This window comes from Acidobacteriota bacterium, from assembly GCA_012517875.1.
GTDB lineage: Bacteria > Acidobacteriota > JAAYUB01 > JAAYUB01 > JAAYUB01 > JAAYUB01.
This window is the reverse complement of record JAAYUB010000002.1, coordinates 1-18,274: the sequence shown is the minus strand read 5'-3', so window position 1 is coordinate 18,274 and position 18,274 is coordinate 1. Positions and strand designations below refer to the sequence as shown.

Below are 18,274 nucleotides of genomic sequence, written 5' to 3'. Positions count from 1 at the left end.
TCTCCTGGTGCACCGGCGGGCCTCAGGCACCCGCGACGATCTCGGCCATGGCCGCCAGCAGGCGGTCCACGTCCTCGGCGCTGTTGTAGAGCGAGATCCCCACCCGGGTGACGCCGCCGTGCTCCAGCAGGCCCAGCAGCTCGATGGGCCGGATAGCGTAGAAATGTCCGTCCCAGGCGCAGATCCCGCGTTCGGCCAGCCGCCGGCAGACCTCGGCCGCCTCCCGCCCCGCCACGACAAACGACACAGTAGGCGCCCGCCGGCCGGTGCCGAAGGGCGGCCCCACGAGGGTCACCGCCGGCAGGCGCTGCAGGCCGCGCCAGATGCGCTGGGCCAGCTCCCGCTCGTATTCGGCCACGCGGTTCAGAGCGGCGACCACGCGCTCGCGGCGGCTGGCGCCGGCGCCGAGCGAGGCGAGGTAATCCACGGCGGCCAGCGTGCCCGCGATGGCGGCGTGGTTCAGGGTGCCCGTCTCGATCCGGTGGGGTGCCCGGGGATCCTGGGTGCGCAGCCGGTCCGTGGCCAAGCTGTCCAGCAACCCGTTGCGGCTGTATAGCACCCCCACATGGGGCCCGTAGAACTTGTAGGCGGAGCAGAGCAGGAAGTCCACGCCGAGCGACCGGACGTCCAGGGGAAAGTGAGGCGCGTAATGGACGGCGTCCACCAGCAACCAGGCGCCGGCGCGATAGGCCAGCTCCCGGGCACGGGCGATGTCGTTCACCGTCCCGAATGCGTTCGATGCCATGCCGACGGCCACCAGCCGGGTGCGGGGCGTGACCTGGGCGGCGAAGTCGTCGTAGTCGAGAGTGGCATCGGGGCGGATGGCGATCTCGCGCACGACCATGCCGTGCTCGCGCAGCATGAGCCACGGCCCCCGGTTGGCCTCGTGGTCCAGGTTCGAGACGAGCACCTCGTCGCCCGGCTGGAAGCGGCGGGCGAAGGCGTGCGCCAGCCCCCAGGCCAGGGTGGTCATGTTGGCGCCGAACGAGATGTCGCGGGCGTCGTCGGCGCCGAGGAAGTCGGCCATGGCGGCGCGAGCGTCGTGGAGCATCCGGTCGGTCTCCACCGTCGTGACGAAGAAGCCGTGGGTGTTGGCGTTGGCGGTGCGGTAGTAGCCGGACACCGCGTCGATCACCGCCTGCGGCACCTGGGTGCCGCCCGGCCCGTCAAAATGGGCCAGTGGCCGGCCCTCGTGCAGCCGGGCCAGCGCGGGGAAATCCGCCCGGCGGGCGGCGATGTCGGGGAAGCGCGATTCCAGGTCGTCGGTCATGGGTGGTGCCTCCGCGCGGGACGATTCGGCCCCCAGCTTACCACGGGCCGGTCCCGGATGGGATCGAATTCAGGCAACAACCCCAGGCGCTGCGGAGCGGGGCCCGGTGTTCGGGATTCGGAGTTCAGGTTTCGGGATCGGGGCGTCTACCCGAAATCCCGCCGGGTCTCACGCCAGGAAATCTTCCGGAATGGCGGTGATGCGGGCGATGTCGGCCACGCGGCCGCGAACGTCGTGGCCCATGGCGCACCGCACGGTGCAGCGGTCGCAGCCGCCGCACGCGGCCGCGGGCAGCGCTGCCGCAGCCACGGTCGTTCGGGCCTCGGTCAGGTTCCGGTAGCCGTACGCGTACATGTAGCCCCGCATGGCCGCCGGGATGTCGAGGCCGTGGCGGCACAGGGCCACGCATTCGCCGCATTGCCGGCAGTAGAGGCCGGTCACGCCCAGCTTTTCACCCTGCTTCAGGTCGTCCAGATCCTTCGGTGACAGCGTCAGATCGGCCATCACGGCCAGATCCTCTTCCATCTGGTCGAAGGTGGTGAACCCGGGGATGGCGGTGCCCACGTGCGGGTTTTGCAGCGCCCATTTGAGCGCCGCCTTCATGTTGATCGGATGCTGCCGCTCCTTGTCCCAGTAGGCGCCGGCCTGGGTCTTCATGGCCACGAGGCCGATGCCGGCGGCGGCCGCCTCGGCCATTGCCGCGTGCATGTCCGCGAGGTGGGGCTGGCGGAAGTTGTAGGCGGTGAGCACCACGTCAAGCACCTTCCCCGCCACCGCCGCGCGGATCACCTCCGGCTCGTTGCGGTGAGTGCTGAGCCCGAGGAAGCGCGCCTTCCCCTGCTCTTTGAGCCTGGTCATGGCCGCGAGCAGCGGCTCGAACAGCGCCGCCTCGCGGGTGGAGACGTTGTGGAGATAGAAGATGTCCACGTGGTCCAGGCCGAGGCGCTTGAGGCTGAGTTCGAACTTTTCCACGAACGGCTCGGGCCTGGTCTCGGCAGTGAACCGGCCGGTGCTGCGGTCCTCACCGTCGGCGCGCACCTTGGTGCCGATGACGAAGGAGTCGCGGGGGCGGCCTTTGAGCACGCCGCCGATCATCTCCTCGTTGCGACCGCGCTGGTAGCCGTGGGCGGTATCCAGATGGACGATGCCGGCATCGAGCGCCGCCCGGACGAGGTTCGGGTTGTCCGCGTTCATCACCCCCATGCTCACGACGGGCAGCTTCAGGCCGGTCCGGCCCAGCACGCGGCAGGGGAACGCGCCGGGTTTGACCGGCGGCGCGCCCGACGCGGACTCCTGCCCCAACACGTGAGGCATCAGCACGGCGCCGGCCACTCCGGCGGCCCCGACCTTCAGAAAATCGCGGCGGTTGCGCAGGCGTTCATCTCGATCCATAGGTCCTCCCTGAATAGCGGTGGGTGGTCGTTCGCCGTTCGGGTCCATGAACCCGGCTCGTATTATCCCAAAGAAAAAACGAAAACGCCAACAGCAGAATGTTCGGCACCAGCACAGACCATCCCGGCCGGCGGTGGCTCCGGGAACTTTGCGTCCCGCCGCGGGTCAGTACGGTTTAAGACCGGAACGGACGGACGGACGGCGCCGCACCACCGGCGCGCTGAGCGCCAGCCAAGGGAGGCGGCCATGAATGTTCGCGCTATCAACGTGACGCCGTACATCGACATCCTGCTGGTGCTGCTCATCATCTTCATGGTCATCACACCCTTCACCAGCCACGGCATCCCGGTGCGCCTGCCTGCGGATCCGCTGACGGAGGATGCGCCGCCGCCCCCGGGTCCCTTCGCCATCGTCCTCGAAGCCGGGGTCGACGACGCCGTCGCCATCAGCGGCCGGCCCGTGGCGGCGGCCCGGCTCGAGCCCGAGCTGCAGGCGCGGACGGCGCAGGTGGACCGCTATCAGGTGTTTCTCTGCGGCGGGTCCGGGGTCTTTTACGGCGACATCATCCGGCTGGCCGACCGCGCGCGCGCAGCCGGCGTGGATCAGCCCGTGGCGCTCATGCTGCGGATGCCGCCTGACACCACGGCTCTGCCCTGATCCCGAGGACGCACCCGGCCCGCCGCCCGTCGACTGACCCAGCCGGCGCCCGGGCGTACGATTCCACTTGGCGTTTTCCGTGCCCATCGTTTACAATTGATTCAGACATCGGTTGGGAAATCTGATCGCATCGCGTCCGGCACGGAATCATGTCGCGAACCGCAGGAACTCTTTCCGGCTGGCTCGGGGGGGTGGCGTTGCTGGCGTTGCTGGCGTTCGCCCCGGGCTGCACCACGCCGCCATCGGAGAAATCCGAGGTGGTGATCGCCCTGCGCGGCATGCCGCTGACACTGATGCCCCACCGCCGCGCCGAGTCCATCACCACCATGGTTCAGTCCAATCTGTTCGAGGGGCTGGCCGGCTTCGACCGCGACATGAAGGTGGTGCCCCTGCTGGCCGCCAGCTGGGAGAATCCCGACCTGCTCACCTGGCAGTTCCGGCTGCGCCGGGGCGTGGCGTTCCACGACGGCAGCCCCCTGACCGCCGACGACGTGGTCTTCTCCATCCTGCGCGCGCGGGACGACCCGAACTCCGTCCGGCACAGCAACTGCGCCGTCATCGCCGCCGTCACCCGCATCGACGATCTCACGGTCCGGCTCACCACCACCCGGCCCGATCCGGTGCTGCTCCACCGGTTGCGCACCGTCTTCATCCTGCCCCGCCGCACGTTCGAGCGGCTGGGGGAGGAGGCGTTCACCCGCAATCCCGTCGGCACCGGCCCGTACCGTCTGGTCAACGAAACTCCGGGCGACGAGATCCGCCTGGCCGCCCACGACGCCTACTGGGGCGGTCCGCCCGAATTCACCGCCGCGCGGTTCATCCGATTTCGGAGCGCGGATGATGTGGTATCCCTTCTGCGTGACGGGGCGGCCGACATGGCCGCCGACATCCCTCCCGCCGCCGCAGCCGCCCTCTCGGCCCGGCCCGTCGCGGGCATGGAAATCATCCGTCACCGCGGGTTGTTGATCCGGTACCTGGGCATGGACACCCGGGTGCAACCGTTCCAGGACGTCCGCGTTCGCCGCGCCCTGTCCCTGGCCGTCGACCGTGCGGCGCTGGTGCGCAAGCTGCGCGACGGCTACGGCACTCCGGCCAACCAGTATGTGTCCCAGTCGGTGTTCGGCTTCAATCCCGGACTGCCCGAGCTGCCGTATGATCCCGATGGCGCCCGGCGGCTGCTGGCCGAGGCCGGCCACCCGGACGGCGTGACGCTCACGCTGCTGCTCCCCCGGGAGCGCCAGGACGTCGGCGAAGAGCTCCGGCGGCAGATGGCGCCGGCGGGTTTTCGCATTCAGTTGAACGCCCTCGAGCGCGAAGCATACTGGCGGGCGGCGGACACGGCACCGTTCTTCCTGATGGGCGCCGTGTCGGACACCGGCGACGCCTCCGATATCTTCGAGGACATGATCCATTCGACCACCGGCACTTACGGCCGGGACAACGGCGGCCGTTTCCACAATCCGTTGATTGACCGCCTGATCGAGAGCCTGAGCGAGCTCTGGAACCGGCCGCAGCGTCTCGCCGCCCTGCAGGAGACCATGGTCCGAACCATGGCCGAGATGCCCCGCGTGCCGCTCATCGCCGAGGACATCGTGTTTGTGCAGTCCGTCGGCATCGTCCGATCACCCCGGGTGGACAATTACGTCCTGGTGCGCGAGATCCGGCGACGCGATTGATGACCCGCACCGGGTGAGTGGGAGTTTACGGGCGGGGCTCAGATCTGCCGTCAGCTGCGTGGCGTTTCCCGGCCCAATCGGTTACAATCAGTTCAGCATTTATTTCGCCCATACCGTTTGATTGCAGCTGGTACTGGACCATGCGTCGAGTGAGGATCTTCATCTTGAGTCGCTGGCGCGCACTGGCGCTGCTGGCAATGGTCTGGCTGAGCCCGGGCTGCACCACGCCGCCGCCGGCGAAATCCGAGGTGGTAATCGCCCTGCGCGGCATGCCGCTCACGCTGGTGCCCCACAGAAAGGCAGAGAACCTCTCCTTCCTGGTGCAGTCCAACCTGTTCGAGGGGCTGGCCGGTTTTGACCGCGACATGAAGCTGGTGCCCTTGCTGGCCGTAAGCTGGGCGAATCCCGACTCCCTCACCTGGCTGTTCCGCCTGCGCCGGGGTGTGACATTTCACGACGGCACGCCGCTGAGCGCCGACGATGTGGTCTTTTCCATCCTGCGGGCGCGGGACCATCCCGCCTCCGCCCTGCGCAGCAACTGTGCCACCATTGCCGCCGTCACCTGCGAAGGCGACCACGCTGTCCGGGTCGTCACCACCCGGCCCCACCCCGTGCTGCTGCAAAAGCTGCGCACCGTCTTCATCCTGCCCCGGCGGTATTTCGAGCGGGTGGGCGCGGATGCGTTCGCCCGCCGGCCCGTGGGCACCGGTCCGTACCGCTTCATCGCGGAGACCGCCGGCCGGGAAATCCGCCTGGCCGCCTACCGCGGCTATTGGGGGGACCCGCCCGCCTTTGCCACCGCCCGGCTCGTCCGATTCGACACGGCCGCCGAGGCGGAAGCCCTCATCCGGGGCCGCAGGGCGGACGTCGCGACGAGCGTAATGCCCGAAGTCGCCGCCTCGCTCTCCGCACGCCCCGCGCCGGGGATGCGGGTGATCCGCCAGCAGGGCCTGATGGTCCGCTACCTGGGGCTGGACACGCGGGTAAAACCGTTCGATGATATCCGCGTCCGCCGCGCCCTGGCTCTGGCCGTGGACCGCCCGGCGCTGGTGACGAAGCTGCTCCACGGATACGGCGTCCCCGCCAACCAGATCGTGACGCCAGCGGTGTTCGGATATCACCCCGGGCTCCCCGCCCTGCCGTACGACCCGGTCGAGGTCCGCCGCCTACTGGCCGAGGCCGGCTATCCGGACGGAGTGGAGTTGACCCTGCTGGTGCCCCAGACGCGCGCCGAGATGGGCGACGAGCTGCGACGACAGATGGCGTCGGCGGGCATTCGCCTGCGCCTCGACCCCCAGCCGCGGGAGCGATTCTTCCCGATGTCGGACACGGCGCCTTTTTTTCTACTGGGCGGCGCATCCACCACCGGCGACGCCTCGGACCTGTTTGACGACCTGATTCATTCCCCCAGCGAACACTACGGCCGGGACAATCCCGGCCGCTTCGTGAGTCCGGAGATCGACCATCTCATTGAGGGTTTGAACGGGTATTGGAGCCAGAAACAGCGGCGCGCCGCCCTCCAGGACATCATGGTCCGGGTGATGGCCGAAATGCCCCGCGTGCCGCTGTTTTTCGAGGACACGATCTACGTCCAATCGACCGATCTGGATTACGTCCCCCGCGTGGACACCTTCCTGCAGGCCAGTGAAATCCGGCGCAAGCAGTGACCAGGCATGGGCCGTTGTTCAACTATTCACCACAGTGTAGACGAAGGGCACAGAGAGTGTTTGATGAATCGGTGAGTCGGTGACTGGGTGAATCGGTGAGTCGGTGGATCGGTGAATGGGGGTATAGGTGATGGGCACTGAAATCTCGGTTTTATGATTCAGGATCCAGAACCCAGGTCCCAGATCCCAGGTCCTGTTTCCAATGTCCGATTTCCGCGTTACGGGAACGAGCCTCCGGTCTCGAATCTCGAGCTTCGATGACGACCACGATTATGATTACAAAGACGATTATGACGGCGACGAGCGACGCGGACGGATCACCGCGGCCGTGAAGTCATAGCCCACGTACTCTTTCAGTCTCGCGGTCACGACGTCGCCCGGTTTGAGCTTGTCCAGGGAACCGTTGGTCAGGTAAACGACACCGTCGATTTCCGGCGCCTGCTGCGGCATGCGGGCTTGCAGCAGGTAGTCGGCGTCGGCGGTGTAGCCGTCCACAATGACGGGGACCGCGCGACCCAGCCATGCCGATGCTTTGTCCGCCAACACCTCCTGCTGCGCCGCCATCAGACGGTCGCGCCGCCGGGCGGCGGTGCGCGCGGCGACCTTGCCATCGAGGTGACGGGCCGGCGTCCCCTCTTCGTCGGAGTAAACGAACACGCCCAACTGGTCGAAGCGAGCCTCGCGGACGAATTCCAGCAGATAGTCGAAGTGCGCCGGTCGCTCGCCGGGGAAACCGGTGATGAGCGCGGTGCGCACCGCGAGTTCCGGCACCGCGCGGCGCGCCCGCTCCAGGAGCCGCAGGTAGGCGCCGCCGTCGCCCGACCGGCGCATGCGCCGCAGGATGTCTCGGTGGGCATGCTGGAACGGGATGTCCAGGTACGGACAGATTTTCGAATGACCGGCCATGACCTCGAGGAGCCGGTCGTCCACCTCGGTGGGATAGGTGTACATGAGGCGCACCCAGAAGTCGCCGGGCACGGTCGCGGCCGCCGCGAGCAGGCCGGCGATCGAGGCGCCGCCGCCGAGGTCGCGACCGTAGGCGGTGGTGTCCTGCCCAATCAGGATGATCTCGCGGACACCCTCGGCGGCCAACGCGGCGATCTCGGCCAGCACGTCGGCAGGAGGCCGGCTGCGGAACGGGCCGCGGATCCCGGGGATGGCGCAGAACGCGCACCGGTGGGAACACCCTTCGGAGACCTTCACGTAGGCGATATGGGCGGGGGTGATGCGGCGACGGGGCGTCCGCCAATCGTGCAGGAACAGGGGGGCTTGCGCCGGCGCCGGAGCGCCGGCGACGATCTCCGCGACGCGGGCGATGTCGTTCACCCCCATGAGCGCGTCAAGCTCGGGGATCTCACGCTCGAGCTCCGCGCGGTAGCGCTGGGGCAGGCAGCCGGCGGCGATGACGCGCAGGCCCGGCCGCCGCCGCTTGAGCTGGAGCACCTCCAGGATGGCGCCGAGCGACTCCTCCTTGGCCGGGTCGATGAAGCCGCAAGTGTTCACGATGACCACATCGGCCGCCTCCGGCTCCGGGACAATCCGGTGGCCGGCTGCCAACAAGCAGCCGAGCATGAGCTCGCTGTCGACGGTGTTCTTCGGGCAGCCGAGGCTGATGAGGCAGATGTCCATGGACGCTCCGGGCGCATTATAGCAGGATCGACTTCGCGCCGGACATTGTTTGAAGGTTGGAACGTTGGAGGTTCACGGAATCGCAAGTTCACAGGTTCGCAGGCCTGAAACAGTTGCCGGCTGATCGTGATGGTTGATGGTTCGTACCCGTGATCGTACTTTGCGATTGTCACCGTGATCCGTAATCGAGGCTCGCGGCTTGTTCCCAATCGTCGGATTTCGGACATCGGCGATCCGGCATGAACACCATAATCCGTACGGTTCCCCTCGCCTCCAAACAGCCAACAACAAGAGGCAATCAGCAATAACCATTCAATGACAAACGAAGAATGACCAATGAAAAATGATCAATGACAAATGGGGGTTCTGTCCGCTTGTCCGGCGAGGGCTGGCTATTCGTACCGCAGCGCTTCAATGGGATCCTGCCGCGCCGCCTGGAGCGCCGGCCAGAGCCCGAACACCAGGCTGATGGCGCCCAGCGTCACCAGCGCCACCACGAAGCTGGCCGCGGTGATGATCAAGTAGATGTCCCCCTGCCCGGTGGGATCGTCAAAGATGTTGCTCAGGAACGGGATGCCGCCGATGAGCCGGGTGACCAGGCTGGCGAACAGGAATCCCAGCGCACCGCCCATCAGGGTCATCAGGAAGGTCTCGGCCAGGAACTGGGCGATCACGTGGCGCCGCTTGGCTCCGAGCGCCATCAGAGTGCCGATCTCCCGTGTGCGGCTCCGCACCGACAGCAGCATGATGTTCATGACGCCCACGCCGCCGATCCCCAGGGTGATCAGCCCCACCAGGAACACGGTCACCTTCACGGCGCCGGTCATGCCGTCGAGGATCGCCTTGACCTCGGAGTAGCTGTGATAAGTGAGCGCCTTGTCGTCTGCCGGCTGGAAATGGTGGCGGGCGCCCATGAGAGTCATGAACTGCTGCCGGGCTTTGTCCTCCAGCAGGGGGCTCACCGGCTGCCAGACCATGACGCTGAGGTAGCGGGTGTCGGTGAGCACCCCCATGGTCCGGATGGGAATCATGATGCACTGGTCGTCGGGCTGGAAATAGTTGGAGATGGCCACCTTCTTGTGCAGCACCCCCACCACCTGGAACGGGACGCCTTGGATGCGGATCTCCCGGCCCACCGCCGGCGCCTGGCTGAAGAGGCGCCGCTTGATCTCGTAGCCCAGCACGGCGACCCGGGTCAGCTGGCGGTTCTCCTCGTCGGTGAAGAACCGTCCGTCCTCGATGAACATGCCGCGGATGTCGCCGTAGCACGACTCCACCGCCCGGATGCCGGCGGTATTGACCCGCTGCTCGTACACCACCTTGTAGCGGCGGAACACCTCGCCGCTGACCTTCTTGATCAGGGTGGCGTCCTGGCGGAGCATCTCGACGTCGCGCGACTCCATGGCGATGGCCCGGCCGGCCTTCTGGCCGCCCGCCTGCAGACTGGTCTGCCCGTTCCAGATCACCACGACGTAATCGCCGAAATAGCTCAGGCCCAGGTTCATCGCCCGCTGGAAGCCGTCGCCGTATGCCATCAGGATCATGAACGACATGATCCCCCAGGTGACCCCGAGCACGGTCAGCACCGTCCGGACCTGGTTGCCCCAGACCGCCCGCACCGCCTGACTCAGGATGCCCAGCCATCGCATGGAATCGCCTCCGTTGCCCAACCCGCCGGCCGGCGGCCCGGCCGGATCATTCCTCAAACCGCAGCGCCTCCACCGGGTCCAGCCCCGCCGCCGTCTGGGACGGATAATAGGCGGCGGCCAGCGCGACGAACAGCAGGAAGGCGAACGCCGCCCCGCCCATCCACGGCGTCACCAGCATGCCGGCAAAGAAGTCGGGGAGCGGCAGCTGGTTGATCAGGTAACACAAGGTCAGCGCGCCGATGTAGCCCACCGAGCCGCTGAACAGGGCGATGGCCAGCGCCTGCAGGAAGAACATCCCCAGGATGTCGCGCGCCGTGGCGCCCACCGCCTTGCGCAGGCCGATTTCGCGGGTGCGGCTCCGCACCGTCACCAGCATGATGTTCATGACGCCGATGCCGCCCAGCAGCAGCGTCACCACCGCCACGAAGCCCAGAAAGATCTGCATCGAGACGAAGATCTGGTTGATCAGCCGGTTCTGGGTGGCCGTGTTCCAGATGGGGAGCGCGTCCTCGTCGAGGGGGTCGAACAGCTTCCGCCGGCCGATGACCTGGCGGATCTGGACCTCCGCCGCCTCGGCCGTCTCGACCGCGGCGGGCTGGGCGATGATGTCGGCGATGTGGCGGTCGCCCAGCGGCGAGTCGCCGTACGGGAAGTCGCGCCGCATGGCCGGGAACGGGACGAAGATCTTGCGGTTGTCGGGACCGCTGTAGTTGTTGTTCTGGTCCTTGCGCAGCAGCACGCCCGCCACCCGATAGTCCAGCCCGCCGATGGCCAGCCGGTCGCCTGGCTGCGCCCGTCCGTTGAACATCTGCCGGTCCACCTCCTCGCCGATGAGGCAGACCCGCGCGGCGGTGCGCATATCGTGCTCGGCCAGCAGCCGCCCCTTGGCCACGCGCATGCTGCGCATGAGCATGTAGTCGGCGAGCACGCCGTGGACGTCGAAGTTGCCCCGGTTCAGGTCCGAGACGCTGGTCAGGTCGCTGCGGTCCAGCTCCGGGGAGCAGCGGACCACCCAGTACGCCTCCCGCCGCACCGCCTCGTAATCCTCGACCGTCAGGCGCACCGGCTTGCCCGGCCGGATGCCCGGGCCCGGCAGGCTGGTCATACCGCCCCAGACGATGATGATGTTCTTGCCCAGCAGTTCGTTTTTGTCGCGCATCCCCCGGCTCATCCCCTCGCCGATGGCGGTGAGGATGATGAGCGACGCCACACCCCAGGCGATGCCCAGCATGGTCAGGAAGGCGCGGAGCTTGTTCTGCCGGAGGTCGGCCACGGTTTCGCGGACGATTTCCCGCAGCGAGAATGAGAATCTGCGCCCCGCCGCCCGATCGCCGCCGCCGGGGCGCGCGGCGCCCGCAGCCGGCCGGCGGGACTGCTGGGGCGCGGTCGTCGTCACTGCAGCACCACCCGCTCGCCTTCCTTCAATCCCTCGAGCAGCTCCACGCGGGAGCCGTTGCTGATGCCCACCTTCACGGACACGCGATCCACCTTCTGACGGTCGCCCTCGCCGGTGACCCGGTCCACGAAGGACGCCTTCCGTTCATCGTACACCAGGGCGGTCTCGGAGATGATGAGCACGCCGCCCTTCTTTTCCAGGATGACCTCGGCATTGGCGCTCATATTGGCGCGGAGGCCCGTCGTCTCGCCGGGGATGCGGACCCGCACCTCGAACCGGGTCACGTTGTCGCGCTCCTGGCCCATTGGGGAGATGAGCGTCACCTCGCTTGGGAAGATCTTGTCCCGATAGGTCTCGACGGTGATGTTCACCGGCAGGCCCACCCGCACCTGACCCACGTCGCTTTCGTCAACCGCGCCCCTGAAGTAGAGGTCGCGGGTGTCGCCGATGGTCATCACCAGGGTGGCGTTGTAGCCGAGCTGGAGGATGGAGCTCACCGCGTCACCGACCTCGAGGTAACGCTTCAGGACCATGCCGTTGATGGGGCTGCGGAGCGTGGCGTTGGCCAGCTCCTCCTCGGCGCGCTGCAGCGCGGCCTCGGCGGCGTACAGGTCGGCCTGAGCCTGGTGGACCGCCTTCTGGGCGGTGATGTGCTCGCTTTCACGGAGCAGCACGTTTCGCTGCAGCACCTTGTCGCGGACCTGTTCCGCCCGCCACCGCTGCTCGGTCGCGTCCAGATCAGCCTTGGAGATGAGGTTGTCCTCGTAGAGCGACTTCATCCGCTCCCACTCCCGGCGCACGAACTCCAGGTCGCGGCTCTCGGCCTCCTCGCGGGCGCGTTCCAGCGCCAGTGCCGTGGAGCGGACCTCGGCCTCGGCCTTTTCCAGCATCGCCTTGCGGGCCATCATGTTGGCGTGGGCCTCGCGGCGCGACGCTTCGAGCTGCTCGCGGTCCAGTTCCAGCAGCACCTGCCCTTCGCGGACATGGTCGCCGTCGTCCACGTACAGGAAGCGAATGATGCCGCTCGCCTTCGACTTGATGTCGATCTTGGACACCGGTTCAATTTTCCCCGTGGCCACCACCGAGCGGACCATCTCGCCGCGTGCCACCGTGGTGATCTTCTCCGCCGGAATCGACTCGTCGCGGCGGAACAGAATGCTGAACGTGGTGTACACGCCGCCCAAAATCCCGATGATCACCACCACGGTGACGATGCGCAGGGCGGTGCTCCCTTTTCGATTGGCCATGACCGGACCTCCTCGCAGGATCAATGAGAATAACGATTTTTACGACGGAAATGTTCATTGCGGTTGCATGACCGGTCATGGGTTAAGGGTTCGTGCTCGAAATCGTAATCGAGGCTTGAGATTCGAGGCTAGAGGCTCGTTCCCATAATGCGGACATCGGACTCCGGACATCGGCTGTCGTGCCCGCGAATCGTAATCGTAATCGTGCGCGTAATCAGGGACGCGTTCTCACCCCCGGCGGTGGTGACGCAGCGAAGGCTTCAGACGATTTGAAGGTTTGAAGGAATGAATCCGCTATGCCTCCGCGCCGCCGTGCAGCGTCCTGTCTCCGCTTCGGTGCCTCCGCATGAAATGGATTGTCTGATAAAATGCCCCACAGCCGGTACCGTACCATCTTCCGGGTGTAATGCCCCCGACTCTCGATTCCTGCGCCAAGGAGCGACGCCATGGATCTGACGCCTTTTCGACTGGAGCGCCCCAACACCGCCCTGGTGGTCATCGACATCCAGGAGCGCCTGGCCGCCGCCATGGACCCGGCCCGCTTGGAGACGGTGCTGACCAACACCGAACGTCTCCTGGTGGGATTCGATATCCTCGACGGCCCCGTCTTCTTCACCGAACAGTACCCGCAAGGCCTCGGTCCCACCGTGGCCCGGCTCACCCCCCACGCCCAGACGGCCGCGCCCGGCGGATGAGCGAGACGCTGGAGGCGATGGCGCTCACCCCCCACGCCCAGACGGCCGCGCCGGCCGCCAAGCTCGCGTTCAGCTGCTGCACCGACCTGCCGCTGGCGGCCTGGCTGCGCGACCGCGGCCGGAGCCACGTCATCCTCTGCGGCATCGAGACCCACATCTGCGTTCTCCAGACCGCCCTGGATCTGCTGCAGGAGGGTTTCTTTGTCCATGTCGTCCGGGACGCGACCTCCAGCCGTCGTCCCGAGAACCACGAGGCCGGGCTGGGGCTGCTGGCCGCCGCCGGGGCCGTGGTCACCACCACGGAGATCGTCCTGTTCCAGCTTCAGGCCCGCGCCGGCGACGCCACGTTCAAGGCGATCTCAAAACTCGTACGGTAGGACAGGTTGATGGTTGATTAATGGGTTTGCAGGTTCGCAGGTTCGCAGGTTCGCAGGTTCGCAGGTTGGAAATGGTTGATCGTTGAGGGTTGATCCGTCTCTCGTCTCTCGTCTCCCGACTCACCGATTCCCCGTTTAGACGAAGGCCACGCCGGCGTAGCCCACGACGCTGCTCTGGTCCCCGGTCACGTCACCCGAGGTGGCATAGCGGATGAGCCGGCCCCGCGTCGCCCCCAGTTTCCTGCACGCCTGCATCACCGCCACCGCCGGCGCCCAGCCGCACATGGAGATGGACTCGCGTCGCACCACCGCGGCCAGCCCTTCCGGATCCAGCGCCTCCATCCGCTCCACGGCCAGCGTGTCCTTGCGGCGGGCGTTCTGGGCGGATTCGTAGTGGGTCATGTCGGAGCTGGCCACCAGCAGCACCGGCTCGCCGGCCGCAGTCACCGCCGCGGCCAGCGCGTCGCCCAGCCGCAGGAGCAGCGCCAGGTTCGCCGTGCCCACGCACACCGGCACGAACCGCGCCTCGGGTTTCTGGCGTTGGATGAACGGCAGCTGGACCTCCAGGGAGTGTTCGAACCGGTGCGCCGACTCGTCGTCGGCCAGCTCGGGCAGCGCGTGCGCCAGCGCCGCCGCCAGCGCCTCGTCGATGGCCGCGTCGCCCAACGGCGTGCGCCAGACGCCGCTCCCCATCATCGCGAGCGCCCCGCCGAGGCCCGTGTGATTGGGGCACAGGATCACCAGGCGCCCCGGCACTTGCACCGCACCGTACACCGCACCGGCCACGGCTCCGGAGTACATGTAACCGGCGTGAGGCGCCACGATGCCTCTGGCGGCCAGCCGCTTGTCGGCCGCCACGGTGTACCGGTCGAGATCGGTCAGGAGCGCCTGGCGGGAACCCGGATAGAATCGCCCGGCCACCGCCGGCATGCGCATCGCCATCACCACCTCCTGGACAGGCCGTCTCCGCCTGTCCTCCCCCGCAGAAACTTGCTTTCATTATACCACCGGCCGGCGCCGCGGATCGCCGGCCCGCCGCTCCGGGCCGGCGGCGCGCCCCCCGAAACGATGCCCCGGGGCTGGCAACCGTGGTAGAATTCCGCTGACCCGTTGCACCGATCGGCGAGATGAAACCGTCATGAACCTCCTGCTGCTGCGCCCCCATTACGACACCCGGTACCGCCCGGCGGGTTTCCCCATCGGTATCGCCTACCTGGCCGCGGCCGCCGAAGCGGCGGGTCACCGGGTCCGCGCCCTGGATCTGATCCTGCACAAGGACTGGGAGGCCGTGCTCGCCGACGCCCTGGCCGCCGAGCGCTTCGACCTGGTGGGCATCAGCTGCATGAGCGTCCAGTATCTGGGGGCCGTAGCCGCCGCGGCGCGGGTCCACACCCTTGCCCCGGACACACCCATGGTGTTCGGCGGCGCCCACCCGTCCATCGCCCCGGACCGGGTCCTGGCCCTCGCCGGGGTGCGCTTCGTCATCCGCGGCGAGGGTGAACGGCCCTTCCTCAAACTGCTGGACGCCCTCGGCCGCGGCGGCGGCCTCGACGCGGTGGGCAGCCTGTCATTCAAGCGTGACGGCATCGTCACGCACAACCCGCCGGAGACCGACCTCCCCTCGCCGGACGACCTGCCGTGGCCGGCCTATCATCTCTTCCCCATGGAGAGCTACTTCGAGTTGGAGATCCCGGGCTCCCCCAGCCGCCATCCGCGGCCGTTCCAGATCTTCACCAGCCGGGGCTGCCCCTACCACTGCATCTACTGCCACAACCTGTTCGGCAAGGGTTTCCGCCCGCGGTCGCCCGAGCACGTCGTGGCCGAGATGCGCCACCTGTATGACGCGTACGGCGTCCGCGAGTTCCTGATCTATGACGACAACTTCACCATGGACCTGGCGCGGGCCCGGCGCATCTGCGAGCTCATCGTGGATTCGGGCATGCGCGTCGGCCTGCAGTTTCCCAACGGCATCCGGGCCGACCGGATGGACGAGCCGCTCATCGAGGCGATGGTGGCCGCCGGCGCCCACTCCATCACCATCGGCGTCGAAACGGGCAGCCCGAGGATCCAGCAGCTCATTCGCAAGAACCTCCGCCTCGACCGGGTCGAGGCGTTTCTGCGCCTGGCCCGACGGCACCGCCTGGTGACCCACGGTTTCTTCATGATGGGCTTCCCCGGCGAAACGACCGCCGATGTCTGGCAAACCATCCGCTTCGCCCGCCGCTCCGAGCTCGACTACGCCTTCTTCGCTTTTGCCACTCCCTACCCCGGCACCGAGCTCCACAACCTCACCGTGGCGCAGGGGCTGGCCACCCGCATGCTGGCCGACGACATGGACGTCACCACCCCCCACATCCAGACCCGTGAGATCAGCCTGCGCACCCTCCGGCGGTTGTACTACCTGGCCTACTTCCTGTTCTACACCCGGCCCCGGCGCCTGGGGCGCCTCCTGACCAGCCTGCTGCGTCCCGGCGTGGCCGTCAAGTACCTGCGCGGTCTGGGCAAATACCTCCTGCCGGCTCTCCGGCAGCGCCGCACCGCCCCCCTCACGCCTCCCGAGGAACCCTGAAGGGTCGGCGGCGGCGGCCGGCCGCCGCCCCGGCGCCCGGTTTTCACCATCTTGCAGACGAACGCCGTCAGCGGGAATGGCGCTGGTTTTTGGGACTGATTTGGCGTAAAATGCTTTGTTTATAGCCGGCGCCCAAACGGCCCGAATTCAAAGGAATCATCCCCATGGAACAGAAGGATCAGCTGCCCCTCGAAAACCTCGTCCAGGTCAACATCGAGGACGAAATCAAGAAGTCGTACCTCGATTACGCCATGTCGGTCATCATCGGCCGCGCGCTCCCCGACGCCCGCGACGGCCTTAAGCCGGTCCACCGGCGCATCCTCCACGCCATGAACGAGCTGGGCAACTCCCACTCGAAGCCGTACAAGAAGAGCGCCCGCATCGTCGGCGACGTCATCGGTAAATATCACCCCCACGGCGACGTGGCCGTCTACGACGCCATCGTCCGCATGGAGCAGGACTTCTCCATGCGCTGCCCGCTGGTAGACGGCCAGGGAAATTTCGGCTCCGTCGACGGCGACTCCGCCGCAGCCATGCGCTACACCGAGATCCGGATGTCGCGGCTGGCCGAGGAGATGCTCGCCGATATCGACAAGGAAACGGTCGATTTCGGCCCCAACTATGACGAGTCTCTGACCGAACCGCTGGTGCTGCCCTCGAAACTGCCCAACCTGCTGGTCAACGGCTCGGCCGGCATCGCCGTGGGCATGGCCACCAACATCCCGCCCCACAATCTGGGCGAGGTGGTCAACGCCCTGGTCCATCTCATCGAGCACCCTGAATCCCCCGTCGACGAGCTGATGACGTTCATCCCCGGCCCCGACTTTCCCACCGCCGCGTTCATCTACGGCCGGGCCGGGATCCGCGAGGCGTACCGCACCGGCCGCGGCATCCTCAAGCTGCGGGCGCGGGTGGCCGTTGAGGAGCTTACCAAGGGCCGCGAGGCGCTGGTGGTCACCGAGATCCCTTACCAGGTGAACAAGAGCAAGCTCATCGAGCAGATCGCCAACCTGGTCAAGGACCGCAAAGTGGACGGGATCACCGACCTGCGCGATGAGAGCGACCGCGAGGGGATGCGCATCGTCATCGAGCTGCGCCGCGATGTCGAGCCGGCGATTATCCTGAACAACCTGTACAAGCACACCAATCTGCAAACCAGCTTCGGGATCAACCTGCTGGCCATCGACCGGAACCAGCCCAAGCTGCTGAACCTGCGCGACTCGCTCGTCATCTTCCTGGACCACCGCCGCGAGGTGGTCACCCGCCGCACGCGCTACGAGCTGCGCAAGGCCAAGGAGCGCGCGCATATCCTCGAGGGACTCAAGATCGCCCTGGACCACCTGGACGAGGTGATCAAGCTCATCCGCAACTCCAAGACGCCGGCCGAGGCCAAGGAGCGGCTGATGGCGCGCTTCAAGTTCAGCGACGTCCAGGCCCAGGCCATCCTCGACATGCGCCTCCAGCGCCTGACCAACCTCGAGCGCGAGAAGATTCTCGAGGAGTACCGCCAGACCCTCAAGCTCATCGCCGACCTGGAGGAAATCCTGGCCAGCCCGTTCAAGCTCATGAATCTGATCAAGGACGAACTGCTGGCCTTGAAGAAAACGTACGCCGACAAGCGCCGCACGAGCATCGTCGACGAGGAGGCCGAGCTCCAGATCGAGGACCTGATCCCCGACGACGACTCGCTCATCACTATCTCGCACACGGGCTACATCAAGCGCATCCCCGCCTCCACCTACCGCGTCCAGCGGCGGGGCGGCAAAGGGCGCCGCGGCATGACCACCCACGCCACCGACTTCACCGAGCACGCCTTCGTCGCCTCCAACCACAGCTACCTGCTGGTCTTCACCGACCGGGGCAAGGTGCATTGGCTCAAGGTTTACAGCATCCCCGAGGTGGGCACCGCCGGCAAGGGCCGCCCCGTCGTCAACCTGGTCAAGATGGATTCGGAGGAAAAGATCGCCGACATCATCCCGGTGAAGGAATTCTCCGAACAGGAGTACGTCGTGCTGGCCACGGCCGCCGGCATCATCAAGAAGACGCCGCT

General features: G+C 67.0%; 14 protein-coding genes. 7 read left to right on the top strand and 7 right to left on the bottom strand.

Going from position 1 to position 18,274, the window contains the following annotated elements:
* Positions 1 to 22: 22 nt before the first annotated feature.
* Together GX414_00095 and GX414_00090 are read right to left on the bottom strand one after the other, a co-directional pair.
* Entirely contained in the window at positions 23 to 1,270 is a 1,248-nt protein-coding gene (locus GX414_00095) for a cysteine desulfurase-like protein (protein ID NLI45490.1), read from the bottom strand.
* A 168-nt stretch (positions 1,271 to 1,438) separates the two neighbouring features.
* A complete protein-coding gene (locus tag GX414_00090; GenBank protein NLI45489.1) occupies positions 1,439 to 2,662 on the bottom strand; it encodes a twin-arginine translocation signal domain-containing protein in 1,224 nt (407 codons plus the stop codon).
* 246 nt (positions 2,663 to 2,908) lie between these two features.
* Here GX414_00090 and GX414_00085 point away from each other — a divergent pair, with 246 nt between their 5' ends.
* From GX414_00085 to GX414_00075, 3 genes are all read left to right on the top strand, one after another.
* Positions 2,909 to 3,319, top strand: coding sequence for a biopolymer transporter ExbD (locus GX414_00085; GenBank protein ID NLI45488.1), 411 nt, complete (start codon positions 2,909 to 2,911; stop codon positions 3,317 to 3,319).
* 149 nt (positions 3,320 to 3,468) lie between these two features.
* Entirely contained in the window at positions 3,469 to 4,995 is a 1,527-nt protein-coding gene (locus tag GX414_00080; GenBank protein NLI45487.1) for a hypothetical protein, read from the top strand.
* Between the two features lie 164 nt (positions 4,996 to 5,159).
* The gene (locus GX414_00075; GenBank protein ID NLI45486.1) at positions 5,160 to 6,662 is read left to right on the top strand and encodes a hypothetical protein; all 1,503 of its coding nucleotides are present in this window, start codon (positions 5,160 to 5,162) and stop codon (positions 6,660 to 6,662) included.
* Between the two features lie 288 nt (positions 6,663 to 6,950).
* Here GX414_00075 and rimO read toward each other — a convergent pair whose 3' ends face one another.
* The 4 genes from rimO to GX414_00055 all read right to left on the bottom strand — a co-directional run bounded on the left by rimO (position 6,951) and on the right by GX414_00055 (position 12,583).
* The gene (gene rimO, locus GX414_00070) at positions 6,951 to 8,291 is read right to left on the bottom strand and encodes a 30S ribosomal protein S12 methylthiotransferase RimO (GenBank protein ID NLI45485.1); all 1,341 of its coding nucleotides are present in this window, start codon (positions 8,289 to 8,291) and stop codon (positions 6,951 to 6,953) included.
* 392 nt (positions 8,292 to 8,683) lie between these two features.
* Positions 8,684 to 9,940 carry an FtsX-like permease family protein gene (locus GX414_00065; protein NLI45484.1) on the bottom strand — a complete coding sequence of 419 codons (1,257 nt, stop codon included), beginning with the start codon at positions 9,938 to 9,940 and terminating at the stop codon, positions 8,684 to 8,686.
* A 46-nt stretch (positions 9,941 to 9,986) separates the two neighbouring features.
* Positions 9,987 to 11,336, bottom strand: a complete 1,350-nt coding sequence (locus GX414_00060) for an ABC transporter permease (GenBank protein NLI45483.1) — start codon at positions 11,334 to 11,336, stop codon at positions 9,987 to 9,989.
* Positions 11,333 to 12,583, bottom strand: coding sequence for an efflux RND transporter periplasmic adaptor subunit (locus GX414_00055; protein NLI45482.1), 1,251 nt, complete (start codon positions 12,581 to 12,583; stop codon positions 11,333 to 11,335). Before GX414_00055 ends, GX414_00060 begins: the two co-directional genes overlap by 4 nt.
* A 446-nt stretch (positions 12,584 to 13,029) precedes the next feature.
* Here GX414_00055 and GX414_00050 point away from each other — a divergent pair, with 446 nt between their 5' ends.
* Positions 13,030 to 13,278 (top strand): isochorismatase family protein, encoded by a 249-nt coding sequence (locus GX414_00050; protein ID NLI45481.1) that lies wholly within the window; start codon positions 13,030 to 13,032, stop codon positions 13,276 to 13,278.
* On the top strand, positions 13,275 to 13,655 hold the full coding sequence (locus tag GX414_00045) for an isochorismatase family protein (GenBank protein ID NLI45480.1): 381 nt from the start codon (positions 13,275 to 13,277) through the stop codon (positions 13,653 to 13,655). Before GX414_00050 ends, GX414_00045 begins: the two co-directional genes overlap by 4 nt.
* Positions 13,656 to 13,790: 135 nt before the next feature.
* Here GX414_00045 and amrB read toward each other — a convergent pair whose 3' ends face one another.
* Entirely contained in the window at positions 13,791 to 14,591 is an 801-nt protein-coding gene (gene amrB, locus GX414_00040) for an AmmeMemoRadiSam system protein B (GenBank protein NLI45479.1), read from the bottom strand.
* Positions 14,592 to 14,793: 202 nt separating this feature from the next.
* Between amrB and GX414_00035 the strand changes: the two genes are divergently transcribed.
* The gene (locus GX414_00035) at positions 14,794 to 16,224 is read left to right on the top strand and encodes a radical SAM protein (GenBank protein ID NLI45478.1); all 1,431 of its coding nucleotides are present in this window, start codon (positions 14,794 to 14,796) and stop codon (positions 16,222 to 16,224) included.
* A 164-nt stretch (positions 16,225 to 16,388) separates the two neighbouring features.
* Positions 16,389 to 18,274 (top strand): DNA gyrase subunit A (gyrA, locus tag GX414_00030; GenBank protein NLI45477.1); only part of this gene is annotated, 1,886 nt, incomplete at its 3' end.